Raw genomic sequence first — 22,140 nt, forward strand, 5'->3', positions numbered from 1 at the left:
GAGAGTTACCTGATGATAATAGCGACTGTGAACCACCTGAATCCATTCCGAACTCAGAAGTGAAAACAGTTAGCGTCGATGATAGTGTGGCATTCGTCATGTGAAAGTAGAACATCATCAGGTTTTTTATTTGTCATTAGTTTATCAATACGATAAAAACGACCCTTCCCTCTTTAACTTTTTTAAAATATCCTGTATACAAGGGTAGCGAATCAAATTGTACTATTAATTATTTTTTGACTTAGGAAACAATATCGTAGGCTATTATCCAATCTCTTTTTTCTGGAATATATACGTTTTTCATTTCACTACAAAAAATTTTTTCGGTATTTTTCAATCTATTATTGAAATCTTTTGAAAAATTTAAACCATCAGATTCTAATAGTCGTGCATATATTTTTTGTGCAGTATCTTGAGATATAGCATAAAATTGTTTAATCTGGTCAATAGTTTGTTCAGCGTTATTTAGTATAGATGCTAAAAGTTCGTGATAAATAGTTATAAATTTATTGACTCTACTCTGATTTTTTATAAACCATTTTTGTCTGGTATTTGCAATTAACCCTTGATATTCACCAAGGTGCTTATAAAGATTTGTCAGACAGTTTACATTTGGCATGACACAAAAAGGAGGGTTTAATAACGTTGCATCTAATTGACCATTAATTAGTTTTTTGTAACGAATATTTGTTGCACCGGATTTTAGCCATTTTAATTGATTATAATCTTGGGTGCTCAACGTTGTCTTAAGGTAAGTCCTCAAAGCTCGAGCATAACCACTGTCGGTATCAATACCAATATTAACTTGGTTTAGCTTAAAATTAATATTTCCACATAAATCAAGTATCCCACCATGAATTGGCATAAACGCTCTAATATCATGGAATTTTTTTTCAAAGTAAATAGATAAGGTATCATCGTATGACATGAAAACGATATCAGCTCTTTTGTCTATTAAGTCTTGATGGCTTTCATTAGCGTTTTTAACGTATTTAATTTCAATATCTGCTTGGTAACGTTTTTGTAACGTTTCTAAAATGAAAGCCGATATATCTTTAAAAGTTGAAATTTTTAATGCTTCATTCATATTTCTAACCTTTTTTAGATAATTAATTTATGTGAGTTAATGGTTTATTATGCGTCCAATACAAATAAATTAAAATAGGGATAATAATAAGTATTGTATAAAAATCCCATAAAATGGTTAAAAATGCACCGATTGTTAGTCCCAGAACAAAGCTGATTATGGTTGTACTGATAAGTACTAAATCAAAATAACGTTTTTCAGCGAACATATGTGCAAGGTTTAATAAATTCATAGTATAGGCAACTAGATTAATTTTGGTTGAATGAAAGCGATAAAAGACGTTATTCGTAATAATACTCATAATGGTAGCTATATTCGCAACAATTAAAAATCCTAAGCTATCTTCCTGTAAGTGACCACTAGTTAGGGCGACCCTCCCAGCAAAGCAATAGATTATCACAAATCCTAAAGATAAAATAATACGGAACTTAACACTTTTTTTAACCAACAAATTATGAACAACTATCCCTGAAATAACAAAGTTGATAAGTAAAGTTGCTCTTACCATGTCAGTAAATTGAGGGTTAGTTGCCATATCTGCAATAAAATAAATAATATTACCTGTCATTAACACTACAAAAACTTTATATAGCATAATGACGGAAATAGCATCGTTAACACCATTAATAAAAGCTAGTTGATAATAGTTAATTAAATCTCGTTTATTCATGATTGATCTACTCTAATTTGGGACACTTTTGAGTTTCCGACTCAATTGTACATTCAAACTGTTTTAGAGTCGTATAATTTATCATTCAATGTAGCCTTGTTTCTTTACTCCAATTAGACGCTGTCCAAACGGTCTAAACTAACCACTAAAATAGCCAAAATAAATCACAGTAAATTTTAGTGAGTGATTAAAACCTTTGAAATGGATACCATTATTTTCAGTCTAAATAATTTTGTTATTTAAATTAACAAATATTTATAAAAATAGATAGCATAAATATGTAATTAGGTTGATTTAATTAAAAAAGATTTGAAAGCTTGCAATCCTTAAATTGAAATATATTTTGAAAAAACTAAAAAAAGGATTGCAGGATGGATTATCACATAAGTGATGAAGTTTGGAAAAAGATGTATATGTTTTTACAAACAATAAAAGGCATACACGTTTAAAATGCTGACAATATTCGTTGGCGCTTTACAGAGACTTTTTCGTACTGGCTTTACAAACACTAAGCTGAACGAAAAATATGGGAAAGTATGATGATCAATTTTAGTGATGCAGATTTGCAAGATACCATGCTTGATTCAACTATTGTAATAGCACATGCTCTTGTGCAGCAGGTTATGAAAAGCATGGCAGCGATGCTCAAGCGCTTGGTAGAGGCAAAGGAGTTTCATTAGTATGATAAAGGAATTTACAAAGAGAGGCAGAGGGCTTCCTGCAGAGCTCTCCATTTTTCCCTGTTTTGTAATTGCCACATCCTCTCAAACCCTAATGTCAATCCAACTCAAGAAATTCTGGGATCAGTTGAAATCAGCTTTATGCCTATCTCAATAGGGATAGTGTCAATAGGAGTGTATAGTTTATGAGTTATATTTACTACTCTACTTGACGCTTATTGATGATTGTAGAGCATAGTTGATTTTGCCCATCAAAGTTTAATCTTATCAAGCTAGATGAGTGCTCATCGTCATACTTAGTTACATCGTTTATATTATTATTTTTTATTTCAAGTTGAATATGTACAACACTACTGCCCGTAACTTTAGTATTTAAAAGCGTATATTTGGTTGAATATTGAAAAACATAGCATGAATCATTACTTCTAGATGCTATAAATATAAAATAAGAATCCTCTGTATTGCCTTCATTAAGGTAAGGCTCAATCTTTTCATATCCATATTTGTAATTATCTTTTAAAGCAGCAGGTTTCAAGATATATAACTTAAAGTTTTCATAGTTGTGATGAACTATTTGCTCATTCACAGGCTGTAGCAAAACAGGCTCAGAATCATTGATTTTAATATCAAAGCTTAAATTACTTTCTTTGTATTCAGATGAGTATGCACTGCTGCATAAAAATAAATATAAAACTCCCACGTAAAGATAGTGGAAAAGCTTTCCTAGCATTGAGGTTCACCATCTGTCATCGATACTAATTGCCAGTTATATTTGTGACCTGTTGTGTATAATGCGTGAGCAGGAGTACACTTTTTACCAAATGATGCTGTGTATCCGTCGTTATGTCTTAAAACAACATTAAAACTAATTGGTTTGCTGCATTTATTGACTATCACCCACGTATTGCCATATTCAGTACTAACATATGCTCCAACACAACCTATATTTTTAAGGTTTTTGCTAGAGGTAAAAAATATTTGCTCTTGTTGCATAATTTTATCCAATTCGTTTTAACTCAGGATAGTTGGTTCACCCAAGCTAACCTCTCTAACTTCAGTTGGATTTATTTGATATTTACTTAACGTCTCCATTAATACGGGATTATTGTAAGGTAAAACACTTTGGTTGCCTGCAAAAGCACTGACTGCAGCAGCTGAAAGTATGCTTATAAGCGCCAATGATGAGCATGCTTTTTTAAAAGAACTCATTTCTTCTGTCTCCCTGTGTTAGATTTAGTAAAAACTAGTTTCCGGAGAAACGCTAACATAAAAACTAGTCCCTCGCAACATGAGCAGTATTTTATCTGATTACTATTTTTTTAACGTTTGATCTAGCTTTTAAATACTTGTAAAGCGTTGTACGAGAAATATTAAGTTGCTTGGCAATTTCTTCAGTTGTGAGTTCTTTTTGATTGTAAAGTGCTTCAGCAAATTGATGAGTTATATCACATCCCTAGATTTTCGTTAAAAACATTAAATCGCGCTACTCAAAGAAATATTTTGGTGATTCTCCTGGAATTTCTGTTGTATCTCTTGTGGCTAACCATGTCCCAATCAATGCTCGATTAATAGGGTGTAATGAACATGAAAGTCATTTTGCTTTTGATCTGGTATACAACAATACTTCACAAATCAAAATTGATATGCTTACTGGCGATAATCATACAGTAAATCAGATTAATTATGTCGCACTTGATGCAATAGATATTGAGTTTGTGCCAAGTATAAAAAATATTCGAGAAGCCTCTGCGTTTCTTTACTGTACGCGTGATTTAGATATATATAAAGGGTTAATCTCGCCAAAAGGAAAAGTTGATCTTGCTCTTAATTAAGAGTCAAAAACGTGAAATTATCAGAGTGCTTCTTTCACTTATACTTCAACATAATACACAGGCGGTTATCGTTAAAAAATTGTCATCACACAAGCGGAACATACGTTTAAAGTCGGCATTATGGGAGTACAACAAAATACTCAAAACAATACACATTTTAAACCTGATTAATGATGAATCTCTTCGACAGAAATTAAGAAGAGCAAGAAACAGAACCGAGTCATATCATCAGCTCCAACGCATTATTAGAAAGGTGCATGATGGCTTGTTTAGAGGCAATAAAACAATTGATAACTGTGTTTATATTTAGGCATCAAGACTCATTGCCAACTGTGTAATTGCTTACAATTCAATCTTATTATCGAATATATATTAAACTGGTCGAAAAATACGGGGAAGATAAAGCTAAGTAAATCATAAATCGTATATCGCCAGTAGCATGGCAACATATTAACGTTACTGGAAGATACAAGTTTATGTCCCAGGATTATGCGCCTGATATTGAAGTAATATCAAAATTCCTTGAAAGTAAGCTGACATCGCACTTTGAGAAGGGGTGAAAATTGAAAAACAGGGAAAAATGGAGGGCTCTGCAGGAAACCCCAGCCCAGGCACCTAATTGAGTGCTTTTTTCTAAGCTGAAACACTTTCGCAGAGTTTTTTCTAGATTTGATAAAACAAGGATCAGTTTCAGTGGTTTTTTGCACATTTCGGGAAGTTTAATATGACTGCAAAACACTGATTAGATTAGCAAACAAAAATGCAAACAGTAAATCCATGTATGAATCGGACTCTAAACATTATATCCAGAAGATGAAACATTGCTATTAGAGCCAATCCAATCAGTGTGGAAAAATTGACCATATGCTTTGTCTAAACGCTCATAAGTATGTGCGCCAAAATAGTCACGTTGTGCCTGGAGTAAATTTGCCGGTAGCCTAGCTGTAGTAAAACCATCAAAAAAACTTAATGCAGAAGTTAATGCAGGCATAGCAATACCAGTTTCTATACCTTTAGCAACGATTCGCCTTACACTTGGTAATGCTTTTTGAACAAGAGATTTAAAATAGTCATCAAATAACAAATTTTGTAATTGGGGGCTACGATCAAAAGCAGCTTTTATTTTTTCTAAAAATATACTACGAATAATACAACCTTCACGCCACATAAGCGCAATATCACCATAATTAAGTATCCAATTGTATGTTTGGGAGGCTTCTTGCATAAGCATATAACCTTGCGCATAGGAGATGATTTTGGCAAATAGGAGTGATTGTTGTAAATCGTGTAATAGTGCGCTAGAAATAGGGGTATGTGGGTAAGCTTTCTTGCCATAAAAACGCTCTGCTTGTAGGCGAGTATTTTTTTGAGCTGAAATACAACGTGCAAAAACACTTTCTGCAATTAAGGTCAAAGGTATACCTAAATCAAGTGCATTAATGCCTGTCCATTTGCCAGTACCTTTCTGTCCAGCGGTATCTAAAATCCGATCAATAACATAGCCTTCCTTATCTTGAAACTTCAAGATATTGGCAGTGATTTCAATTAAATAACTATTAAGTTCCGTTTGATTCCAGTTGGTAAAAATAGCAGATAAGTGTTCATTATCTAGCTCAAGCAAGTCTTTCATAAATTGATAAGCTTCGCATATTAGCTGCATATCACCATATTCAATTCCATTATGTACCATTTTAACAAAGTGTCCTGCACCTCCAGAGCCAACCCATTCACAACAGGCTTCACCATTTGGTGTTTTAGCAGCAATTGCTTTAAAGATAGGTTTAATTGTGGGCCATGCTTCCATCATACCACCAGGCATCATTGAAGGTCCAAAACGCGCTCCTTCTTCACCGCCTGAAACCCCTGTACCGATAAAGTAAATTCCTTTTTTCTTTAATGTTTTTACACGACGTTCGGTATCTGCAAAGTTGGAATTGCCACCATCGATAATAACATCGCCTTGATCAAGTTGAGGAATTAAGCTATCAATAAATTGATCGACAACTTCTCCTGCTTTTACCATCAACATCACTTTACGTGGTTTTTTGAGTTTTGAAAGCATATCTTTAATCGAATAGGCACCAATAATATTTGTACCTTTAGCATTGCCATTTAGAAATTCATCCACTTTACTGGTTGTGCGATTGTAAGCAACAACTGTAAACCCATGATCATTCATATTGAGAATCAAGTTTTGACCCATCACTGCTAAGCCAACAACGGCAATGTCTCCTTTTTGCTGCATTCATGCACTCCAAAACGATAGAAAAACAATATGCTAGGCATTGTAAAGCTTTGATTTGGTAAGATAAAGGCTTTTATTAAGAATGGAAAAAAGTAACAAGGTAAAAACAAAAGTGATTTTCTATTGTTCAGATGCTTTAATTTGGTATTTTTTTACGATTTGACCGCCAATAATGTGAGATTGAATGATTTCTTCTAATACTTCTGGCGTACAAGAGTGATACCAAATGCCATCTGGATAAACAACAGCAATTGGTCCTTGGATGCAGATACGAAAACAGTTTGCCTTGGTACGATATACTTCACCATGTTGTGACAGTCTAAGTTCAGATAGACGTTTTTTAAGATATTTCCAAGAAACCATTGAATCTTCTTTGTTACAGCACTTATCAATGCTTTGATCACAGCATAAAAAAATATGCCGTTTTATGTTTTGAATGCCAAGTAAATGCGCTTTTTTGGCAGCTAAATTATCTTCCATGCTATGTCCTTTAAAATGGAATGAGGTTAAACATAGGAATTAAAATAGGTGTAGCAAGGGTTAAAACAAAGCCGCTACTGATGGCAATAGGTACTGCACTAATGCCAATATGATCTTTGATAACTGGTAGTGTAAAATCCATCGCTGTTGCACCACAGTAACTTACAAGTTCAGTTGGCATGTGTTTTGCTAGTATGGGAATAATAATGATAGCAATAATTTCACGTGAAAAATCGATAAAAAATGTCATGGTACCAAAATGAGCATCAATGAGTTGTGCATTTAAGATACTTGCTAAACTATACCAACCAAAACCACTGCTAAGCATCAATGCGTGACCTGTGGAGATATTGAAAATAAAACTCAATATTATTCCACTAATCAATGAACTTAGGATAAGAATAATTGCTATCATGATACCTACTTTGTTTTTTAGGATTTGGGCTAATGAGTGACCCTCACGTCGCATTTGGACACCAATAATAAATAGCGTTAAGATCAAAATGCCATCAATCATGAGTTCAATGTAAGGAAAAGGTTTGTTAATAAATAAGCCAAGTAAGCTACCAATAATAAGATAACTAAGGTATTTGCAACTTTCTAAAATAGGCTTAACTGGATTAGTAGATTTGATAAATTGAGTATGAGCTACCAGTGCATGTTTGGGTTTTATTTTTAGGTAAAGCGTTACGGCAAAAATATTAACAAAGAACAAAGTAACAATAAAGCTTAGTACAATAGCAAGTATTGCTAGAAGTTCACCTTTTAAATGATAAATAAGCTCACCAAAGTTATAACCCATCACAGTAATAATCAGGCTAATCATCATTGATAAGAGTTTACTCATTACTTTGTTGGATAAGTGTTTAACGTTAATAAAATAACCTAAGACCAAAGCAAATAGAATAATAATTGCCTGAAGCATCGTTATTCACCACTAATGTTACATGTGCTAATTAGTAAAGAACCTGTACGAATATGCGAAAATGTATCAATATCTTCCCCCATGGCAACAATGTTATGAAATAGATCTGTTAAATTCCCAGCGATGGTAAAATTGTCAATTGGGTATTGGATGATACCATTTTCAATATAATACCCCATCGCACCTTGTGAATAGTCTCCTGTTGTGAGATTAAAGCCTTGTCCCATTATTTCATGAATGATAATGCCTTTATCCATTTTTTTAATAAGAGCATCAAGTGATATGGTTTGGGTACTGTTAACAATTACATTACTAACCCCTCCTGAGTTACCTGTAGTTGTTGAATTTAACTGACGTGCACTATAGCTATTTAATAGATAGCGTTTAAGTTTGCCATTGACAATAATGGGGTTTTCACCAAAATTGACTCCCTCGTCATCATAAGGTTGATTTCCTAAACCATTTTTAATATTTGGGTTTTCAATCAAACTCATATTTTGACTTAAAATATCATAATCAAGTTTATTCAGTAAAAAGGTATCTTTGTGATATTGATGTCCCCCTTTTATCGCAGATAACAATGTTTTCCAGAATATACGTGCAATGGCAGGGGAGAGCAAAATAGGTAAACGTTGACTCTTAATTTTCTTTGGATTTCGTCTATTTAAAGTGCGTTCAATTGCAAGGTTTGCGATTTCTTGAATAGTTGGTAAAGCAAAGAAGTCATAAGCACTAAAATACGCATTATCACGTTGCATGCCATGCTTGTCTTTAGCAATAAGTCCAATACCGATACTATGACGTGTTTCAGGATAAACGTGTATAAAGCCATAGCTATTAGCAAAACCATGTATGATTTCAAAACTGTTGATATCCACGCCTTCAGAATGGAAAATGCTTTTTTGACTAACTGCTAGTTGCTCACATGTTTTGGCATGTTCAATGGTTTTTTCAATGCTAAAGTCCACAATGGGACAGTATAGTTCAGGCATCTTTTGTGGTTCACATAAAAAAGCTTTATCAACGATGCCAGCAAAGGGGTCAACTTCTGTATATTGAGCAATCGCCGTGGCACTATCAATAATTGATTGAATGCTTTTATCACTTAGATCAGAAGTTTCAGCATAGCCTGTTTTGCCTTGATGATAAACGGTTACACTAAGTTGTTGAGTAACATTAAATTCAAGTGTTTGAGTTTGTAAATCACGTACAGCGATGACGTGCCCTTGGTTATAACTACAGCTTATTTCAAAGGCATCAATATTTTTGTGTTGTAAACGCTCATAAGTACTGGTAAGTACCGTTTTGATGTAAGATAGTTTGTCTAAGATTAACATGGCTGGCTATTTATAATCTCTTTTATTAAGTAAGGATGAATGACAATCATTATCTAGAATCAACCTAAAGATAGCAAATATTGGTTGAAGATTTTTGTTTCTTTAATTTGTTAAGAAAAAACAAAATAGCATTTGAGGGAAGTCAAAGGTTTTTGTTACAATCACTACACTTTTGTTTTACGCTAATTTCTCCCTTTATGAACTCAGTGTTTTGTTTATCACCCGTTGATGGTCGTTATGCGAATAAAGTCGACGCACTACGCGCGCATTTAAGTGAATATGGTTTAATTTATTATCGTATAGTTGTTGAAATAAAATGGCTTAAGCAACTAGCTAAGGAAGATAAAATTATTGAAGTACCAAAACTCTCACAAAGTGCGTTAGAGTACTTGGATGAAATTATCAAAAATTTCAGTGAAGAAGATGCGTTGGAGGTTAAAAAAATTGAAACAATTACCAATCATGATGTTAAGGCCGTGGAGTATTTCATAAAAAATAAAATTGCTAATCATGCTGAGTTAAGTCGAATAAGTGAATTTATTCATTTTGCTTGTACTTCAGAAGACATCAATAATTTATCTTATGCCTTGATGCTAAAGCATGGCGTTAATAAAGTGATATTACCTGAAATTACCTATATACAGAAGGTTATTGCTAAGTTTGCTTTAGATTTTGCCGATCAGCCGATGTTATCGCGCACGCATGGACAACCAGCATCCCCAACAACCTTAGGCAAAGAGTTTGCAAATGTCAGTTATCGTTTAGAACGACAAATTATGCAATTAAAAAAGCTTGAATATTTAGGTAAGATAAATGGTGCTGTTGGAAATTTTAATGCACATATCGCAGCTTATCCTAACCTTGATTGGCCAGAGATTGCAAAACACTTTATCCAATCCTTAGGACTGACCTACAATCCATTGACTACCCAAATTGAACCGCATGACTATATTGCAGAGTGCTTTGATTGTTTGTGTCGCATCAATACAATTTGTATTGACTTTAATCGGGACATTTGGAGCTATATTTCATTAAATTATTTTAAACAGAAAACTATTACAGGTGAAATTGGCTCATCCACCATGCCGCATAAAGTCAATCCAATTGATTTTGAAAACGCAGAAGGTAATCTAGGTGTGGCAAATAGTTTAATGAATCACTTATCGTCTAAATTGCCGATCTCACGTTGGCAGCGTGATTTAACGGATTCTACTGTATTGCGTAATATCGGCATGAGTTTGGCTTATAGCTTAATTGCGTATCAGGCAATGCTAAAGGGAATGAGTAAACTAGAGCTCAATCGGGAGCCAATTTTAGAAGATTTAAAGGATAACGTTGAAGTATTAGGTGAAGCCGTACAAACGGTGATGCGCCGTTATGGTATTGAACAGCCCTATGAGAAATTAAAAGAACTTACGCGTGGCAAGCGCATATCACTGCATGATTTATCTGCTTTTATTGACAGCTTGACCTTGCCTTATGAGGTTAAACAATCCCTTAAGGCAATGACTCCTGCGAATTATATTGGTATTGCTGAACAGTTGTGTCAAGAATATATCAAACATTAGCACTTTGTAATATAAATTAAAAAGGATAAAAAATGATTTTAATTACGGGTGGTACAGGCTTTATTGGCTCACATACTGTAGTCGAGTTTATTACGATAGGGCTTGATGTTATCATTATCGATAACCTATACAATAGCTCACAAGTTATAATAGATCGCATTTATGAGATAACAGGCACAAAGCCAATTTTTGTCAAAGGAGATATCCGTGATAAGGCATTTTTAATAAGTATTTTTGAGCAATATCCAATTGAAATGGTCATTCATTTTGCAGCCTTAAAAGCAGTGGGTGAAAGTGTTTTGAAACCCTTGGAATATTATGATAACAATGTTTCTGGTACGCTAAACTTACTCAATGTCATGTACGATAGAGGTATTAAGAAATTTGTATTTAGCTCTTCTGCTACGGTTTATGGTAATCCTCATGAGATTCCAATAACAGAAAATTGCCCGATTGGTACACCAATAAACCCTTATGGACAGTCTAAAGTCATAATCGAGAAAATCTTGCAAGATTTATCATTTGCAGATAAAGAATGGTCCATTGCAATCTTACGTTATTTTAACCCAATCGGGGCACATGAAAGTGGATTGATTGGAGAGTTACCAAATGGTATTCCTAATAATTTATTGCCTTATATTACCAAAGTAGCCAGTGGTAAATTGCCAAAATTATCGGTATTTGGAAATGATTACAATACAAAAGATGGTACAGGTGTACGTGATTATATTCATGTTGTGGATTTAGCTAATGGTCATTTAAAAGCTTATGATTATATTAAGGATAAAAACGGTTGTTACGTTTGGAATTTAGGTACAGGTAAAGGCTATTCAGTGCTTGAAATTATTAAAGCATTTGAGACAGCATCAAAGCAAAAAGTCCCATTTCAAATTAAATCCAAACGAGCAGGTGATATTGATGAATGTTGGGCAGACTGCGCTAAAGCGCAAAAGGAGCTTAACTGGCAGGCAAAAAGAGATATTTATACAATGATGGTTGATAGTTGGCGTTGGCAGTGTAACCAAAGTAAATAAATGGTTAGTTGACAAACGTGATATTATTTAGGAAAGTTGTTCAACAAATAGAGATAAGTAAGGATACCCCTATTATCAAGCTTGCATTGGAGGCGATGTTTGAAACTCATGAATCATTTACCTGCTGGCAGATATGCCATCATTTGAAATAATTAAGGTAAGTCATATGTTTTTAGCTGTGCCTAAAGTGATCACTTGCTATCAGATGACCAAGAGGTATTACTGTTGTAATTCTTTAGAAATAAAACCTTGTGAGTTGACATCAACAGCAGCAGAATATTCGATAAATAGAGCTTTGCGTGTATTTTTACGTGGACGAGCTTTTTTATCTTGCACCTTTGGTTTTTTAATTTTCTGTTCTTCTGAGTTATCTGATTCTTTCATGTTATTATCAGCATCCGAGCTTTGAATTGTTGCTTCATCAACAATAACATCAAATACCTCATCATCTGTACCTTCATTATCATGTTCAACTACAATAACGTCATCTTCTGATGGTACTTGACCTTTTAAAACTTCTTCTTTAGCTAATTCAGTAATGTTAATGACTTCAAAGGTTAGATATTTCGTTTTGTTTGTATGGGCAGAGTGCGTTTCAATTTGAGTAGCTTTACCACTACTTAAAGTATTAGCTTCAGTTAATACTTTCCTCACCATCAGTGAAATTTTTTCTTCAGGAGTGGTTGAAATGGTCTTCATCATGGCTTTCTCTTTAGCAGCCTTAATTGCTTCTGGAGACTCTTTTTTCAAGATGGAAATATTAATCACTTCTTCACTTTGATGAACTTGTAAACGTTGATTTGGTCTATTATTACGTCCGTTTAGTTTGTTGGCATTGCGATCGCGCTCATTACTTTGTTGGCTATTTTGCTCACGTTTTTGCTTTATTGCAACGTTATCACTTTTATCGCTTTGCTGTTGACGATTTTGCTTATTGCCCCGATCATTATTATCACGAATATTTCGATCGTTGCGTTGTTCATTACATTGATCTTTATTGGAGTTTTCTTTGTTAATATGCTTATGATTAGATTTTTCTTTTTCGTTTTGTTTTTCGGAGAAGAAAAAGGACATTAATTTTACCAAAAGATTTTTTTGAACTTGATTTTTTTGATTTTTCTCATGCTTATCGATTTGTTTTTGAGGCACTTGTCGGTTTAGTTTTTGATTGCTCTTGTTGTTTGCCTTATCAAGTTCATCTGAGTTTAGAGTTTGATTAACTGATTTTAATGCAGGTTGTTTCGATTTGTCGTGCTTAGGTGTCTTGTATAATTGGACATTTTGCTCTTCCTCAATCAAATTATAGCTTGGGCGATTAGTCGTGTAAGCCTCTCCCCATATTCGTTGAATGTTATAATGCGGTGATTGTAAGTTTGCATTTGGAATCAAGAGTACCTTAGTGTTAGTGCCTTCCTCAATTTGTGATAATTCATCGCGTTTTTCGTTCAATAAAAAGGTAGCAACATCGATTGGCAATTGAACACGTAGTTCATTTGTTTTCTCGCGCAATGCTTCAGCGTGAACGTTACGTAAAATGGATAGTGCAAGTGATGGGATGGAGCGAATAAAGCCATGACCCTCACAACGAGGACAAGCGTGCATCACAGATTCACCTAGAGATGCTTGCAAGCGCTGGCGAGAAATTTCAACTAAGCCAAACTTAGAAATACGCGTCATTTGAATCTTAGCACGATCACTGTATAATGCATCGACCAGCTTTTGCTCAACGGCTTTTTGGTTAGGGAAGAATGCCATATCGATAAAGTCAACGACGATTAGACCTCCAAGATCACGTAAGCGCAATTGTCTAGCAATTTCTTCAGCTGCTTCAAGATTAGTAGCCAACGCAGTTTCTTCAATATTGTCGCCCTTTGTGGCACGTGCAGAGTTAATATCGATAGCGGTTAAAGCTTCGGTTGTGTCAATGACAATCGATCCACCAGAAGGCAAGTGTACTTCACGCTTAAAAGCGCTTTCGATCTGCTTTTCGATTTGAAAAGCATTAAAAAGAGAAAGCTCTTTTTTGTATAGCTGTAAACGTGAGATAAAGTGAGGACGCAGCATAGATAGCTGGCGTTTTAAATCCTCAAAAGCTTCTTCATCATCAATAATAATCTCATTAATATCTTCTTTTAAGTGATCACGAATGGCACGAATGGTAATGTCGCTTTCTTTGTGAATCAAAAAAGGTGCTTTACGCTGGTAAGAAACGCGTTTTATCGCGTCCCATAGGTTAATTAATGTATCAAGGTCGGCTTGAATCTCTTCTGCTGAGCGATCTACCCCAGCGGTACGAATAATAACTCCCATATTGTTTGGAATGGTAAGAGAATCAAATAAAGTCTTAAGTTTTTGACGTTCATCACCTTCGATACGGCGTGAGATTCCGCCAGCACTTGGGTTATTTGGCATAAGCACCATATAGCAACCTGCAAGCGTAATAAAGGTGCTAAGAGCAGCGCCTTTTGTGCCACGCTCTTCTTTAGCGATTTGCACGATAAGCTCTTGACCAACATCAAGTAATTCGTTTAATGGTGTATTAGGATCTTTGGTTGTTTTCTTGAAATACTCAGGTGATATTTCTTTATAGGGCAAAAAGCCGTTTTTATCTTCACCATAGTTTACAAATACGGCATTTAAGCTAGGCTCAATGCGTGAAATTTTTGCTTTGTAAATGTTAGCTTTCTTTTGTTCTCTGTCAACGCTTTCAATATCTAAATCTAACAACTGATTGTTGTCGACAATAGCAATACGCGTTTCTTCTGCTTGGCGCGCATTGATCAGCATTTTTTTCATAAATTGGTATCCTTTTAAATAATTGATGTTTAAAAGGCATAATGGCGAGAGATAAGTAGTAAAAAGACGATGTTTGATTGGATAGAGCATATGCTTGTGTTTGGTTAGTTAAAACCTGTATTAAGCAAACTAATATTGTTATCATTGTTATAAAAATCGTCATCATTGTGTTTTTTGTTACATCAGTTGGTTATGTAAGCTTGCACAAAAAGCTACTTATTTTCTTATTATCATGCCTTTTGTGTGATTTAACGTTTAATTTTTTAACTCAGGCTTGTAATGGCTTAAGGTAAGCTTTAAGAGCATTGTTTTTACTCTTTATTAAAATCATCTAAATCAGCATGGGTACTGCGCTTATTGCAAAGTCGATCAATAGATTTGCAACAAGACACCTCATCATTTGCTCTATTATACATTAAATAACTGTTACTTTAACCAGTTACTCATGTTTATTTATGGCAAACAAAATGTGGATCTTGGAGAATTCTCTGCTGGTTGGGGTTGTTTCCTATTTAGTGCTTGTTTGTGCACAGATTGTCCCCATAGAGTACTACAGCCAAAGTCCATACTAAAATTCGTTTTCATTTTTGGTTGGCAAAGTCAAGTTTGCTTAGCAAAAACAGTTATATTCTAGCAAAACTTACCTATGAATAAAAGTGCAATTGTCAAGTGCTTATAATATTTTTCAAGCATTCTATGAAAATTACAACAAAGTTTAGAGAAGTTAGAAACAAGGATGAAGATGAGTTAGTTAGGACTATAGACTATAGCAAGTTGTTGGCAAGGACTTTAATCTGCAAAAAATAAATTAAGGTAGAATCAAAAAGTAAAGAATGCAAAACGTAATAAAACTTTTGATGGAGTGTGTGGTATTATCAACAGGGTTAAATAAATAGATGGTTAGAGTATGGTGAGATTATATGCAGGAATAGAAGCAGGAGGTACAAAATTTGTTTGTGGTATTTGTGATGACCGAGGTGAAGTCATTGAAAAAGCACAGTTTCATACTGAAGCACCTAAAGAAACACTAGCAAACGTCATTCGTTTTTTTAAACCATTTGAATTTACAGCAATGGGTGTTGGTTCATTTGGTCCTGTGTGTGTTGATAAAGCACATCCAAAATATGGTATGATTTTGAATACGCCTAAACTTAATTGGCGTAACTTTAATTTATACCAAGCTTTATCATCAGCTTTCCCAAGTTGTGCAATTAAGCTTGATACCGATGTGAATGTAGCAGCGTTAGGTGAACAGCGTTTTGGTGCAGCAAGAGGTTTAACGGATTTTGTTTATCTAACGATAGGAACAGGGATTGGCGGTGGTGTCCTTATTGATGGAAAAATGCTACATGGTTTAACCCATCCTGAGATGGGGCACGTATTAGTGAGAAAAAGTAATAAAGACTTGGAAGAATTTAATGGAATTTGTCCAAGTCACAAAAATTGTTTAGAGGGTATGGCATCAGGACCTGCATTAAACATGCGCTGGCAAGTGGCAAGTTGTAGTGTACTACCAAAAGATCATATCGCTTGGGAGATAGAATCCGATTATTTAGCACAAGCTTTAATGAATTATGTTTTAGTCTTATCTCCACAGAAAATTATTTTAGGAGGTGGAGTGATGAAGCAGATACAGTTGTTTCCTTTGATTAGGCAAAAGTTAAAAACGTTGTTAAATGGGTATGTTCAACATCAGAATTTAGAAGAATATTTAGATGACTTTATTGTGCCATCAGAGCTAGATGGTGATGCAGGGCTAAAGGGTGCATGTGCGTTAGCAATAGATATCCAAGACTCATTAGCTAATAGTTGAATAAAATACAGACTTAAAGGATGAAAAAATGCATTTAATTGGATATTTGCTATTAATTATTATATTTTTGATTGTTTGTGCATTAGCAGTATTAAATGCTCAACAAGTAACATTTAACTATTTATTAGGATCATTAAATTTACCATTGATATTGTTATTATTGATAGTTTTTGTATCAGGTTTAATAATTGGCATGTTGTTGATACTTCTGTCACGAATAAAGTGCAAAGTTAACAAGGCGCAATCTGTATGATTGTATTAGGAATAGAAACTTCATGTGATGAAACAGGTATTGCAATTTATGATGGTGAAAAACATAAGCTTTTAGCTAATGTACTTTATAGTCAAATTGATTTACATGCGCAGTATGGCGGTGTTGTGCCTGAGCTTGCCTCTAGAGATCATGTGGCAAAGCTTATGCCATTGACAAAACAAGCATTAAAAGAAGCAGAACTATCGTTGAAAGATATTGAAGCTGTGGCCTATACAGCAATGCCAGGCTTGGTAGGTGCACTTATGGTTGGCGCAGCATTTGCTAAAACCTTAAGTTTTATGTGTAACATCCCCGCTATAGCCATTCATCATTTAGAAGGACATTTACTGGCCCCATTACTAAGTGATAACCAAAAGCCAGTGTATCCCTATATTGCTTTATTGGTGTCAGGGGGGCATACTCAGCTGATCAAGGTTAATGATTTTGGTTGCTATCAGTTATTGGGAGAGTCTGTAGATGATGCAGCAGGTGAAGCTTTTGATAAAACAGCAAAGCTATTGGGTTTGCCCTATCCAGGTGGACCACATCTTGCAAAATTAGCCGAACGAGGGCGGAAGGAAGTGTTTTATTTTCCTCGTCCCATGTGTGATCGCTCAGGACTTGATTTTAGCTTTAGTGGTTTAAAGACCGCTGTTTTAAATACTTGGCAAGGACAAATAGAACAGAATGATATTATTAAAGCTGACATTGCATGTGCGTTTCAAGAAGCCATAATTGAAACGATTGCTATAAAATGTAAACGTGCACTAAAACAAACAAATGTTAAACATTTAGTGGTCTCGGGTGGTGTGAGTGCAAATAAGCAATTGCGTATCATGTTAAAAGAAATCGCAAATAAGCATGATTGGCAAGTATTTTATCCACCTCTTCAGTATTGTACTGATAATGGGGCAATGATTGCGATTGCCGGTGCTTATCGTCTTTTGCATGGCTATCGTGATCAGGATATGACAATACAGGTTAAGCCGAGGGCGTCGTTAAATAGCATCAGTATACGTTATGAGTAACAAGTATTTTCCCCAAGTAAAACGATGCATTGTATGTTGAATGAAGTACTATTTTTCTTGATTCTTACAACACGAAAAGTACCTAAATAAGCTGATAAATAGTTTAAAGGAAATATTTGATTAGCAGCTTTGACTTACGTTTAAAAACCATATAAAAACTAACTCATGAGACCTGTCTATTCAAATAAAAAATTATTGTGTACAAAGGAGAGGGTAATGTGTTTGAAGCATTTCTTAGGTATACTATGCACAAAATACTATAGTAAAGTTTAAATTAGCAATTTGAGTATATAATGGCATCATCTTTATATCAAGAACAGGATTACTACAGAGGCGTATATGAAGCGCATCCTAAAGAACATTTTTCGCCTTTTAGACGTGATTATGCACGTGTGATCCATTCAGCTTCTTTTCGGCGTTTACAAGGTAAAACGCAGATTTTTCCTTGTTCAGAGAGTGAATTTTTTAGAAATCGCTTAACGCATTCATTGGAAGTGGCTCAAATTGCAAAGTCAATTGCAACAGGACTTAATTCACGTTTTAGCTTAGATATTGACACTGATTTAGTTGAAACCGCTGCACTTTGTCATGATATTGGTCATCCGCCTTTTGGTCATAATGGCGAAAAGGCATTGCATGCTAAAATGCTTGAATTTGGCGGTTTTGAAGGCAATGCCCAAGCGCTTCGCCTATTAGCAAAGACTGAAAAAAAAATCTTTGAAGGCGAAGGTCCTATTCATTCAGGTAAAGATAACCGTTTTGGTTTGAATTTAACATACAGAACGCTAGCTGCAATCTTAAAATATGACAAAGAAATTCCAAGTTATATCATTAGTTCAAGTGGCTATCCGATAAAGGGTTATTATTTAAGTGAAAAAATGTTGGTTGAAAAAATTAAGCAGCATGTATTAGCGGGTTATTCAGAAGGTGTCTTAGTAGGTAAAAAATTTAAAACTATTGAATGTTCGATAATGGATTTGGCCGATGATATTGCTTATTCTACTTACGACATTGAGGATGCGTTTAAAGGAGGTTTCCTTGATCCGCTTTCGATGTTAAATACCGAGCACAAGTTGCTTAAAAAAGTTCAACAGCAAGCAGAGTTAGATGGCATTATTGTGAGTATTTCGGACATTCAATCTGTATTGAGATCCATTTTTGAAGGCATCATAGATTTTGATGCTAAATTTACTGACATTTATCAGCAAGCAAAGAAACTAGCAAATTCAAGTTATTTGCGCACAAAATTTACTTCAAATTTAGTACATTATTGTATTTCAAACGTTGAACTTGATTGTGACAAAAACTGTCCTGTGCTATCCAGTGTACACCTTAGTCCTAAAGTACGTAAGCAAGTTGAAATATTAAAGTTATTTGTTTACTTTACGGTAATCAGTGCGCCAAAAATGAACGTTGTGCGCTATCAAGGACGCGAGATTATTTCAACTCTGTTTGATATTTTAATTGCTTCACAATTTGAGACTTCTTTGTTACCAGAAGATGTAGGTGAAATTTTTTATGCCTATCATTTAGATGATCAAGCTAATCGCGCACGTACAATTAGCGATTTTATTGCCAGTATGACAGATCGCTATGCAATAGAGTTATATAGCCGATTTACATCGAGCTCGGCACAAAGCATATTTAAACCTGTTTAAAATGTATATTCAAAACCTTAATATTTATCAGTTTCGTAACTTAAGTGAAGTTGCTATGACACTTCATCCTAAGCTTAATCTGATTAGTGGTCAAAATGGAAGTGGTAAAACTTCCATTTTGGAGGCGATCTACTTTTTGTCTCTAGGACGATCGTTTAGGAGTGCTCAATTAGCAAGAATTATTAGTCATGAAAAGGAGAATTTTAAATTATTCTCACGTTTTTATAATGCTAAAGAGAGGACAATTGCAAGCCTGCGTGATAAAACTGGCAAAAGTACAATTAGGTTAGATGGTGAAGAGGTCAGTTCTCAAGCAGAATTGACGCGCGCATTACCCGTACAATTATTTAATCCTGAGAGTTTTAGTCTTATTAATAGTGGTGCACAACAGCGCTGTAAACTTCTAGATTGGGGGGTCTTTTATCATAAAAAGAATTTCTTGAATATATGGCAACAAGTTAAGCGTTTAACTAAACAAAGGAATGCTGCATTAAAGCAAAATTATCCACGTAACTATATTGAGATTTTAGATAGGGAATTAGTGACTAAATCGGAAGCTTTAGATCAAGCACGCTTGGATTATTTCCAAATGCTTATGCCTAAAATACAAGAGCTATTACTGCTATTTAGTCCTCAATTGCAAGTTGAAATCAGTTATTATCGTGGCTGGTCGCAGGATAAGGCTTTGTTAGAGGTTTTAATACATAGCTTTCAAAGCGATGTAAAATCTGGCATCACAAGTCATGGTTCGCATCGAGCTGATTTACGCTTTAAAGTAAATGGACATCCTGCTCAAGATATACTCTCGCGTGGACAGCAAAAGATTCTTATCTCGGCGATTAAGCTTGCCCAAGGGGAAATCTTTTCACAAGAACATCAAAGCGGTTGTATCTATTTAGTCGATGATTTACATTCTGAGCTTGATCAAGCACATTTACAGAAAGTATTTAGTAAACTTGTAGAAATTGATGCTCAGATTATTGCTACGGCAATTAATGCCAATCACCTGTTAAATTTATTTTTAGACAAAGAACATAATCGCTACCAATTGTAAATCGATTGTTTTATAACGTTTTAGTATATATTTCATAATTGTGTTCAAAATAAGGAAAAGCCTTAAGATTTTTGTGCTAAAGTGGAGAAATATCGTTATTCTGGCATATTTACGTATATACTATAGACATTTACGAGTTGGGATCATGTTTTAGGAGAGACTATGACAGAATTAGATCATGAGCATCATTCAAGCGGATTTGAACATGGTAGGATTAAAGTTATTGGTGTAGGGGGTGGTGGTGGAAATGCTGTAAGCTACATGGTTGAAAAGGGCTTAAAAGGCGCTAAAATTTATGCCATGAATACAGATAAGCAAGCGTTGGATAAGAATCTTGCCCCTTTTAAGGTGCAAATTGGTGAATACGTTTCTAAAGGACTGGGAGCAGGGGCAAACCCTGAGGTTGGCTTGAAAGCAGCTCAAGAGAGCATGCACCATATAGAAGAAGCTATTGCTGATTGTGATATGTTATTTATTACCGCAGGTATGGGTGGAGGCACTGGTACAGGAGCAGCTGGTATTATTGCTGAGGTGGCTAAGCGTAAAGGCATTGTAACAGTTGGTGTGGTCACTACCCCGTTTTCTTTTGAAGGGCGACGGCGTGAACTTATTGCAAGACAAGGTATTTCAGCCTTACAAGAACATGTGAACTCATTAATTGTTATTCCTAATGACAAGCTTAAAAAATCACTAGGAGAAAAAACAACTCTAATGGATGCATTTCATGCAGCAAATGATGTGTTATATAACGCAATGTCATCAATGACAGGAATTATTCGTACGCCTGGTCATATTAATGTTGATTTTGCAGATGTTAAAACCGTGATGGCTTCTCCTGGATTAGCTGTGATTGGTACAGGGCATGCTAAAGGCGAAGATCGTATTTTAAAAGCAGTTGAGAAAGCAGTATCTTGTGAGTTGTTAGAGGATATTGAACTAAAAGATGCTAAAGGACTTTTGGTATGTGTAACTTCCAGCAATGATATTTCATTGGGTGAATTTACTGAGCTTGGTGATCGTGTAGCTGAGATTGCAGCTCCTGATGCACCAGTTATTATTGGTACATCAATTAGAAAAGAAATGGGGGATGCAGTAGATATTACCATTATTGCCACAGGGTTTGATGTAGATGTTACAACTGAGCGTCACGGAGTAGTTCGTCAAGTGAAAACATTGCATAATCAACAACAACTTTCTACCAGTTATAAGGTCTTGAATGAAGGGCAAACTTTAGTGCGTAAACTTAATCCAGAGGCAAAACCAGATAATCAATAAGTTTTTATTTAGGTTCTGGTGAAGGAGTATTAAAATAACTGTGTAAATTCATTCATAGGTTATACTGGTTAAAACTTATAATCTAGGAACGAAAGGTGAGAAATGGAAAACAAAATGAAGCTTTAAATCAAGCGTTTGATCTGATTGTTGATTCAGGCGCTGATCTGTCAAATTTATTTAAATCAGAAAGTTTGCTAAAACAACTCACAAAAGGGATGCATCAATTAAAAGTAAACAAGAAGATAAAAGTGATCAAGGAGGCTTTTATGCAAACTAATGGTTTTGATGAGGCGATTTACCGCTCCCCGTTTGGATTAGTGAAATTGCAAGCCAATGATCAATATCTTTTGTTTTGTGAGTGGCTGAACGAATTAACAGAGGAAGTTAAGTCCAATAACAAAGTGT

At 34.8% G+C, this 22,140-nt stretch carries 22 protein-coding genes, 1 rRNA gene and 2 pseudogenes; 14 read left to right on the forward strand and 11 right to left on the reverse strand.

What is annotated here, in order from left to right; all coding sequences use genetic code 11:
• Nucleotides 1-8: 8 nt before the first annotated feature.
• Nucleotides 9-123: ribosomal RNA gene (gene rrf / locus DNJ77_RS09100) — 5S ribosomal RNA — on the forward strand.
• 118 nt (nt 124-241) lie between these two features.
• On the opposite strand, the gene DNJ77_RS09105 is transcribed toward rrf, so the two are convergent.
• Together DNJ77_RS09105 and DNJ77_RS09110 are read right to left on the reverse strand one after the other, a co-directional pair.
• A complete protein-coding gene (locus tag DNJ77_RS09105) occupies nt 242-1,087 on the reverse strand; it encodes a substrate-binding domain-containing protein (RefSeq protein WP_116964702.1) in 846 nt (281 codons plus the stop codon).
• 22 nt (nt 1,088-1,109) lie between these two features.
• Nucleotides 1,110-1,757 carry a DUF1275 family protein gene (locus tag DNJ77_RS09110; RefSeq protein WP_116964704.1) on the reverse strand — a complete coding sequence of 216 codons (648 nt, stop codon included), beginning with the start codon at nt 1,755-1,757 and terminating at the stop codon, nt 1,110-1,112.
• A gap of 539 nt (nt 1,758-2,296) precedes the next feature.
• Between DNJ77_RS09110 and DNJ77_RS09980 the strand changes: the two genes are divergently transcribed.
• On the forward strand, nt 2,297-2,437 hold the full coding sequence (locus DNJ77_RS09980) for a hypothetical protein (protein WP_157966666.1): 141 nt from the start codon (nt 2,297-2,299) through the stop codon (nt 2,435-2,437).
• A gap of 199 nt (nt 2,438-2,636) precedes the next feature.
• Here the strand turns inward: DNJ77_RS09980 and DNJ77_RS09115 are convergent, their stop codons facing one another.
• The 4 genes from DNJ77_RS09115 to DNJ77_RS09130 all read right to left on the reverse strand — a co-directional run bounded on the left by DNJ77_RS09115 (nt 2,637) and on the right by DNJ77_RS09130 (nt 3,881).
• Nucleotides 2,637-3,167: a hypothetical protein gene (locus DNJ77_RS09115; RefSeq protein WP_116964706.1), complete on the reverse strand. Its 531-nt coding sequence runs from the start codon at nt 3,165-3,167 to the stop codon at nt 2,637-2,639.
• Nucleotides 3,161-3,430: a hypothetical protein gene (locus DNJ77_RS09120; RefSeq protein ID WP_116964708.1), complete on the reverse strand. Its 270-nt coding sequence runs from the start codon at nt 3,428-3,430 to the stop codon at nt 3,161-3,163. Before DNJ77_RS09120 ends, DNJ77_RS09115 begins: the two co-directional genes overlap by 7 nt.
• 18 nt (nt 3,431-3,448) lie before the next feature.
• The gene (locus DNJ77_RS09125; RefSeq protein WP_116964710.1) at nt 3,449-3,646 is read right to left on the reverse strand and encodes a hypothetical protein; all 198 of its coding nucleotides are present in this window, start codon (nt 3,644-3,646) and stop codon (nt 3,449-3,451) included.
• A gap of 91 nt (nt 3,647-3,737) precedes the next feature.
• Nucleotides 3,738-3,881, reverse strand: a complete 144-nt coding sequence (locus DNJ77_RS09130; RefSeq protein ID WP_116964740.1) for a helix-turn-helix domain-containing protein — start codon at nt 3,879-3,881, stop codon at nt 3,738-3,740.
• Between the two features lie 28 nt (nt 3,882-3,909).
• Between DNJ77_RS09130 and DNJ77_RS09135 the strand changes: the two genes are divergently transcribed.
• From DNJ77_RS09135 to DNJ77_RS09145, 3 genes and pseudogenes are all read left to right on the forward strand, one after another.
• On the forward strand, nt 3,910-4,269 hold the full coding sequence (locus tag DNJ77_RS09135) for a Tn3 family transposase (RefSeq protein WP_275667777.1): 360 nt from the start codon (nt 3,910-3,912) through the stop codon (nt 4,267-4,269).
• 25 nt (nt 4,270-4,294) lie between these two features.
• Complete coding sequence (locus tag DNJ77_RS10260) at nt 4,295-4,579, forward strand: Tn3 family transposase (protein ID WP_420810638.1); 285 nt, start codon at nt 4,295-4,297, stop codon at nt 4,577-4,579.
• Between the two features lie 299 nt (nt 4,580-4,878).
• Nucleotides 4,879-4,997, forward strand: a pseudogene (locus DNJ77_RS09145) (IS5/IS1182 family transposase); the annotation flags it as partial.
• A 65-nt stretch (nt 4,998-5,062) separates the two neighbouring features.
• On the opposite strand, the gene gnd reads toward DNJ77_RS09145, so the two are convergent.
• From gnd to DNJ77_RS09165, 4 genes are all read right to left on the reverse strand, one after another.
• Entirely contained in the window at nt 5,063-6,514 is a 1,452-nt protein-coding gene (gene gnd / locus DNJ77_RS09150; protein ID WP_116964716.1) for a decarboxylating NADP(+)-dependent phosphogluconate dehydrogenase, read from the reverse strand.
• Nucleotides 6,515-6,634: 120 nt separating this feature from the next.
• A complete protein-coding gene (locus tag DNJ77_RS09155; RefSeq protein WP_116964718.1) occupies nt 6,635-6,994 on the reverse strand; it encodes a (2Fe-2S) ferredoxin domain-containing protein in 360 nt (119 codons plus the stop codon).
• Between the two features lie 10 nt (nt 6,995-7,004).
• Entirely contained in the window at nt 7,005-7,919 is a 915-nt protein-coding gene (locus DNJ77_RS09160) for a LysO family transporter (RefSeq protein ID WP_116964720.1), read from the reverse strand.
• A gap of 2 nt (nt 7,920-7,921) precedes the next feature.
• Nucleotides 7,922-9,256, reverse strand: a complete 1,335-nt coding sequence (locus DNJ77_RS09165) for a metallopeptidase TldD-related protein (protein ID WP_116964722.1) — start codon at nt 9,254-9,256, stop codon at nt 7,922-7,924.
• A gap of 197 nt (nt 9,257-9,453) precedes the next feature.
• On the opposite strand from DNJ77_RS09165, the gene purB reads away from it, so the two are divergent.
• Both purB and galE read left to right on the forward strand, forming a co-directional pair.
• Nucleotides 9,454-10,824 carry an adenylosuccinate lyase gene (gene purB, locus DNJ77_RS09170; protein WP_116964742.1) on the forward strand — a complete coding sequence of 457 codons (1,371 nt, stop codon included), beginning with the start codon at nt 9,454-9,456 and terminating at the stop codon, nt 10,822-10,824.
• Between the two features lie 32 nt (nt 10,825-10,856).
• Nucleotides 10,857-11,858: a UDP-glucose 4-epimerase GalE gene (galE, locus tag DNJ77_RS09175; protein ID WP_116964724.1), complete on the forward strand. Its 1,002-nt coding sequence runs from the start codon at nt 10,857-10,859 to the stop codon at nt 11,856-11,858.
• A gap of 219 nt (nt 11,859-12,077) precedes the next feature.
• Here galE and DNJ77_RS09180 read toward each other — a convergent pair whose 3' ends face one another.
• On the reverse strand, nt 12,078-14,654 hold the full coding sequence (locus DNJ77_RS09180; RefSeq protein ID WP_116964726.1) for an Rne/Rng family ribonuclease: 2,577 nt from the start codon (nt 14,652-14,654) through the stop codon (nt 12,078-12,080).
• Nucleotides 14,655-15,561: 907 nt separating this feature from the next.
• Between DNJ77_RS09180 and DNJ77_RS09190 the strand changes: the two genes are divergently transcribed.
• From DNJ77_RS09190 to DNJ77_RS09220, 7 genes and pseudogenes are all read left to right on the forward strand, one after another.
• A complete protein-coding gene (locus DNJ77_RS09190) occupies nt 15,562-16,467 on the forward strand; it encodes an ROK family protein (protein WP_116964729.1) in 906 nt (301 codons plus the stop codon).
• 28 nt (nt 16,468-16,495) lie between these two features.
• The gene (locus tag DNJ77_RS10265; protein WP_116964731.1) at nt 16,496-16,720 is read left to right on the forward strand and encodes a lipopolysaccharide assembly protein LapA domain-containing protein; all 225 of its coding nucleotides are present in this window, start codon (nt 16,496-16,498) and stop codon (nt 16,718-16,720) included.
• A complete protein-coding gene (gene tsaD / locus DNJ77_RS09200) occupies nt 16,717-17,748 on the forward strand; it encodes a tRNA (adenosine(37)-N6)-threonylcarbamoyltransferase complex transferase subunit TsaD (RefSeq protein WP_116964733.1) in 1,032 nt (343 codons plus the stop codon). The genes DNJ77_RS10265 and tsaD overlap by 4 nt, the downstream gene beginning before the upstream one ends.
• A 293-nt stretch (nt 17,749-18,041) precedes the next feature.
• Nucleotides 18,042-19,406, forward strand: coding sequence for a dGTP triphosphohydrolase (dgt, locus tag DNJ77_RS09205; RefSeq protein WP_116964735.1), 1,365 nt, complete (start codon nt 18,042-18,044; stop codon nt 19,404-19,406).
• 1 nt (nt 19,407) lies between these two features.
• Nucleotides 19,408-20,460: a DNA replication/repair protein RecF gene (recF, locus tag DNJ77_RS09210; RefSeq protein WP_116964737.1), complete on the forward strand. Its 1,053-nt coding sequence runs from the start codon at nt 19,408-19,410 to the stop codon at nt 20,458-20,460.
• A gap of 162 nt (nt 20,461-20,622) precedes the next feature.
• Entirely contained in the window at nt 20,623-21,735 is a 1,113-nt protein-coding gene (ftsZ, locus tag DNJ77_RS09215) for a cell division protein FtsZ (protein WP_116964738.1), read from the forward strand.
• A gap of 95 nt (nt 21,736-21,830) precedes the next feature.
• Nucleotides 21,831-22,140, forward strand: a pseudogene (locus tag DNJ77_RS09220) (hypothetical protein); the annotation flags it as partial.

The organism is Fastidiosibacter lacustris, from assembly GCF_003428155.1.
Taxonomy (GTDB): Bacteria; Pseudomonadota; Gammaproteobacteria; order Francisellales; family Francisellaceae; genus Caedibacter; species Caedibacter lacustris.

Bases quoted from the DNA above. Each gene is read 5' to 3' on its own strand.
- DNJ77_RS09115 (WP_116964706.1), bottom strand. From the start codon at position 3,167: ATGCTAGGAAAGCTTTTCCACTATCTTTACGTGGGAGTTTTATATTTA.
- purB (WP_116964742.1), top strand. From the start codon at position 9,454: ATGAACTCAGTGTTTTGTTTATCACCCGTTGATGGTCGTTATGCGAAT.
- ftsZ (WP_116964738.1), top strand. From the start codon at position 20,623: ATGACAGAATTAGATCATGAGCATCATTCAAGCGGATTTGAACATGGT.
- DNJ77_RS09980 (WP_157966666.1), top strand. From the start codon at position 2,297: ATGATCAATTTTAGTGATGCAGATTTGCAAGATACCATGCTTGATTCA.
- DNJ77_RS09180 (WP_116964726.1), bottom strand. From the start codon at position 14,654: ATGAAAAAAATGCTGATCAATGCGCGCCAAGCAGAAGAAACGCGTATT.
- DNJ77_RS09120 (WP_116964708.1), bottom strand. From the start codon at position 3,430: ATGCAACAAGAGCAAATATTTTTTACCTCTAGCAAAAACCTTAAAAAT.
- gnd (WP_116964716.1), bottom strand. From the start codon at position 6,514: ATGCAGCAAAAAGGAGACATTGCCGTTGTTGGCTTAGCAGTGATGGGT.
- DNJ77_RS09125 (WP_116964710.1), bottom strand. From the start codon at position 3,646: ATGAGTTCTTTTAAAAAAGCATGCTCATCATTGGCGCTTATAAGCATA.
- DNJ77_RS09105 (WP_116964702.1), bottom strand. From the start codon at position 1,087: ATGAATGAAGCATTAAAAATTTCAACTTTTAAAGATATATCGGCTTTC.
- recF (WP_116964737.1), top strand. From the start codon at position 19,408: ATGTATATTCAAAACCTTAATATTTATCAGTTTCGTAACTTAAGTGAA.
- galE (WP_116964724.1), top strand. From the start codon at position 10,857: ATGATTTTAATTACGGGTGGTACAGGCTTTATTGGCTCACATACTGTA.
- DNJ77_RS10265 (WP_116964731.1), top strand. From the start codon at position 16,496: ATGCATTTAATTGGATATTTGCTATTAATTATTATATTTTTGATTGTT.
- DNJ77_RS09165 (WP_116964722.1), bottom strand. From the start codon at position 9,256: ATGTTAATCTTAGACAAACTATCTTACATCAAAACGGTACTTACCAGT.
- dgt (WP_116964735.1), top strand. From the start codon at position 18,042: ATGGCATCATCTTTATATCAAGAACAGGATTACTACAGAGGCGTATAT.
- DNJ77_RS09110 (WP_116964704.1), bottom strand. From the start codon at position 1,757: ATGAATAAACGAGATTTAATTAACTATTATCAACTAGCTTTTATTAAT.
- tsaD (WP_116964733.1), top strand. From the start codon at position 16,717: ATGATTGTATTAGGAATAGAAACTTCATGTGATGAAACAGGTATTGCA.
- DNJ77_RS09155 (WP_116964718.1), bottom strand. From the start codon at position 6,994: ATGGAAGATAATTTAGCTGCCAAAAAAGCGCATTTACTTGGCATTCAA.
- DNJ77_RS09190 (WP_116964729.1), top strand. From the start codon at position 15,562: ATGGTGAGATTATATGCAGGAATAGAAGCAGGAGGTACAAAATTTGTT.
- DNJ77_RS09160 (WP_116964720.1), bottom strand. From the start codon at position 7,919: ATGCTTCAGGCAATTATTATTCTATTTGCTTTGGTCTTAGGTTATTTT.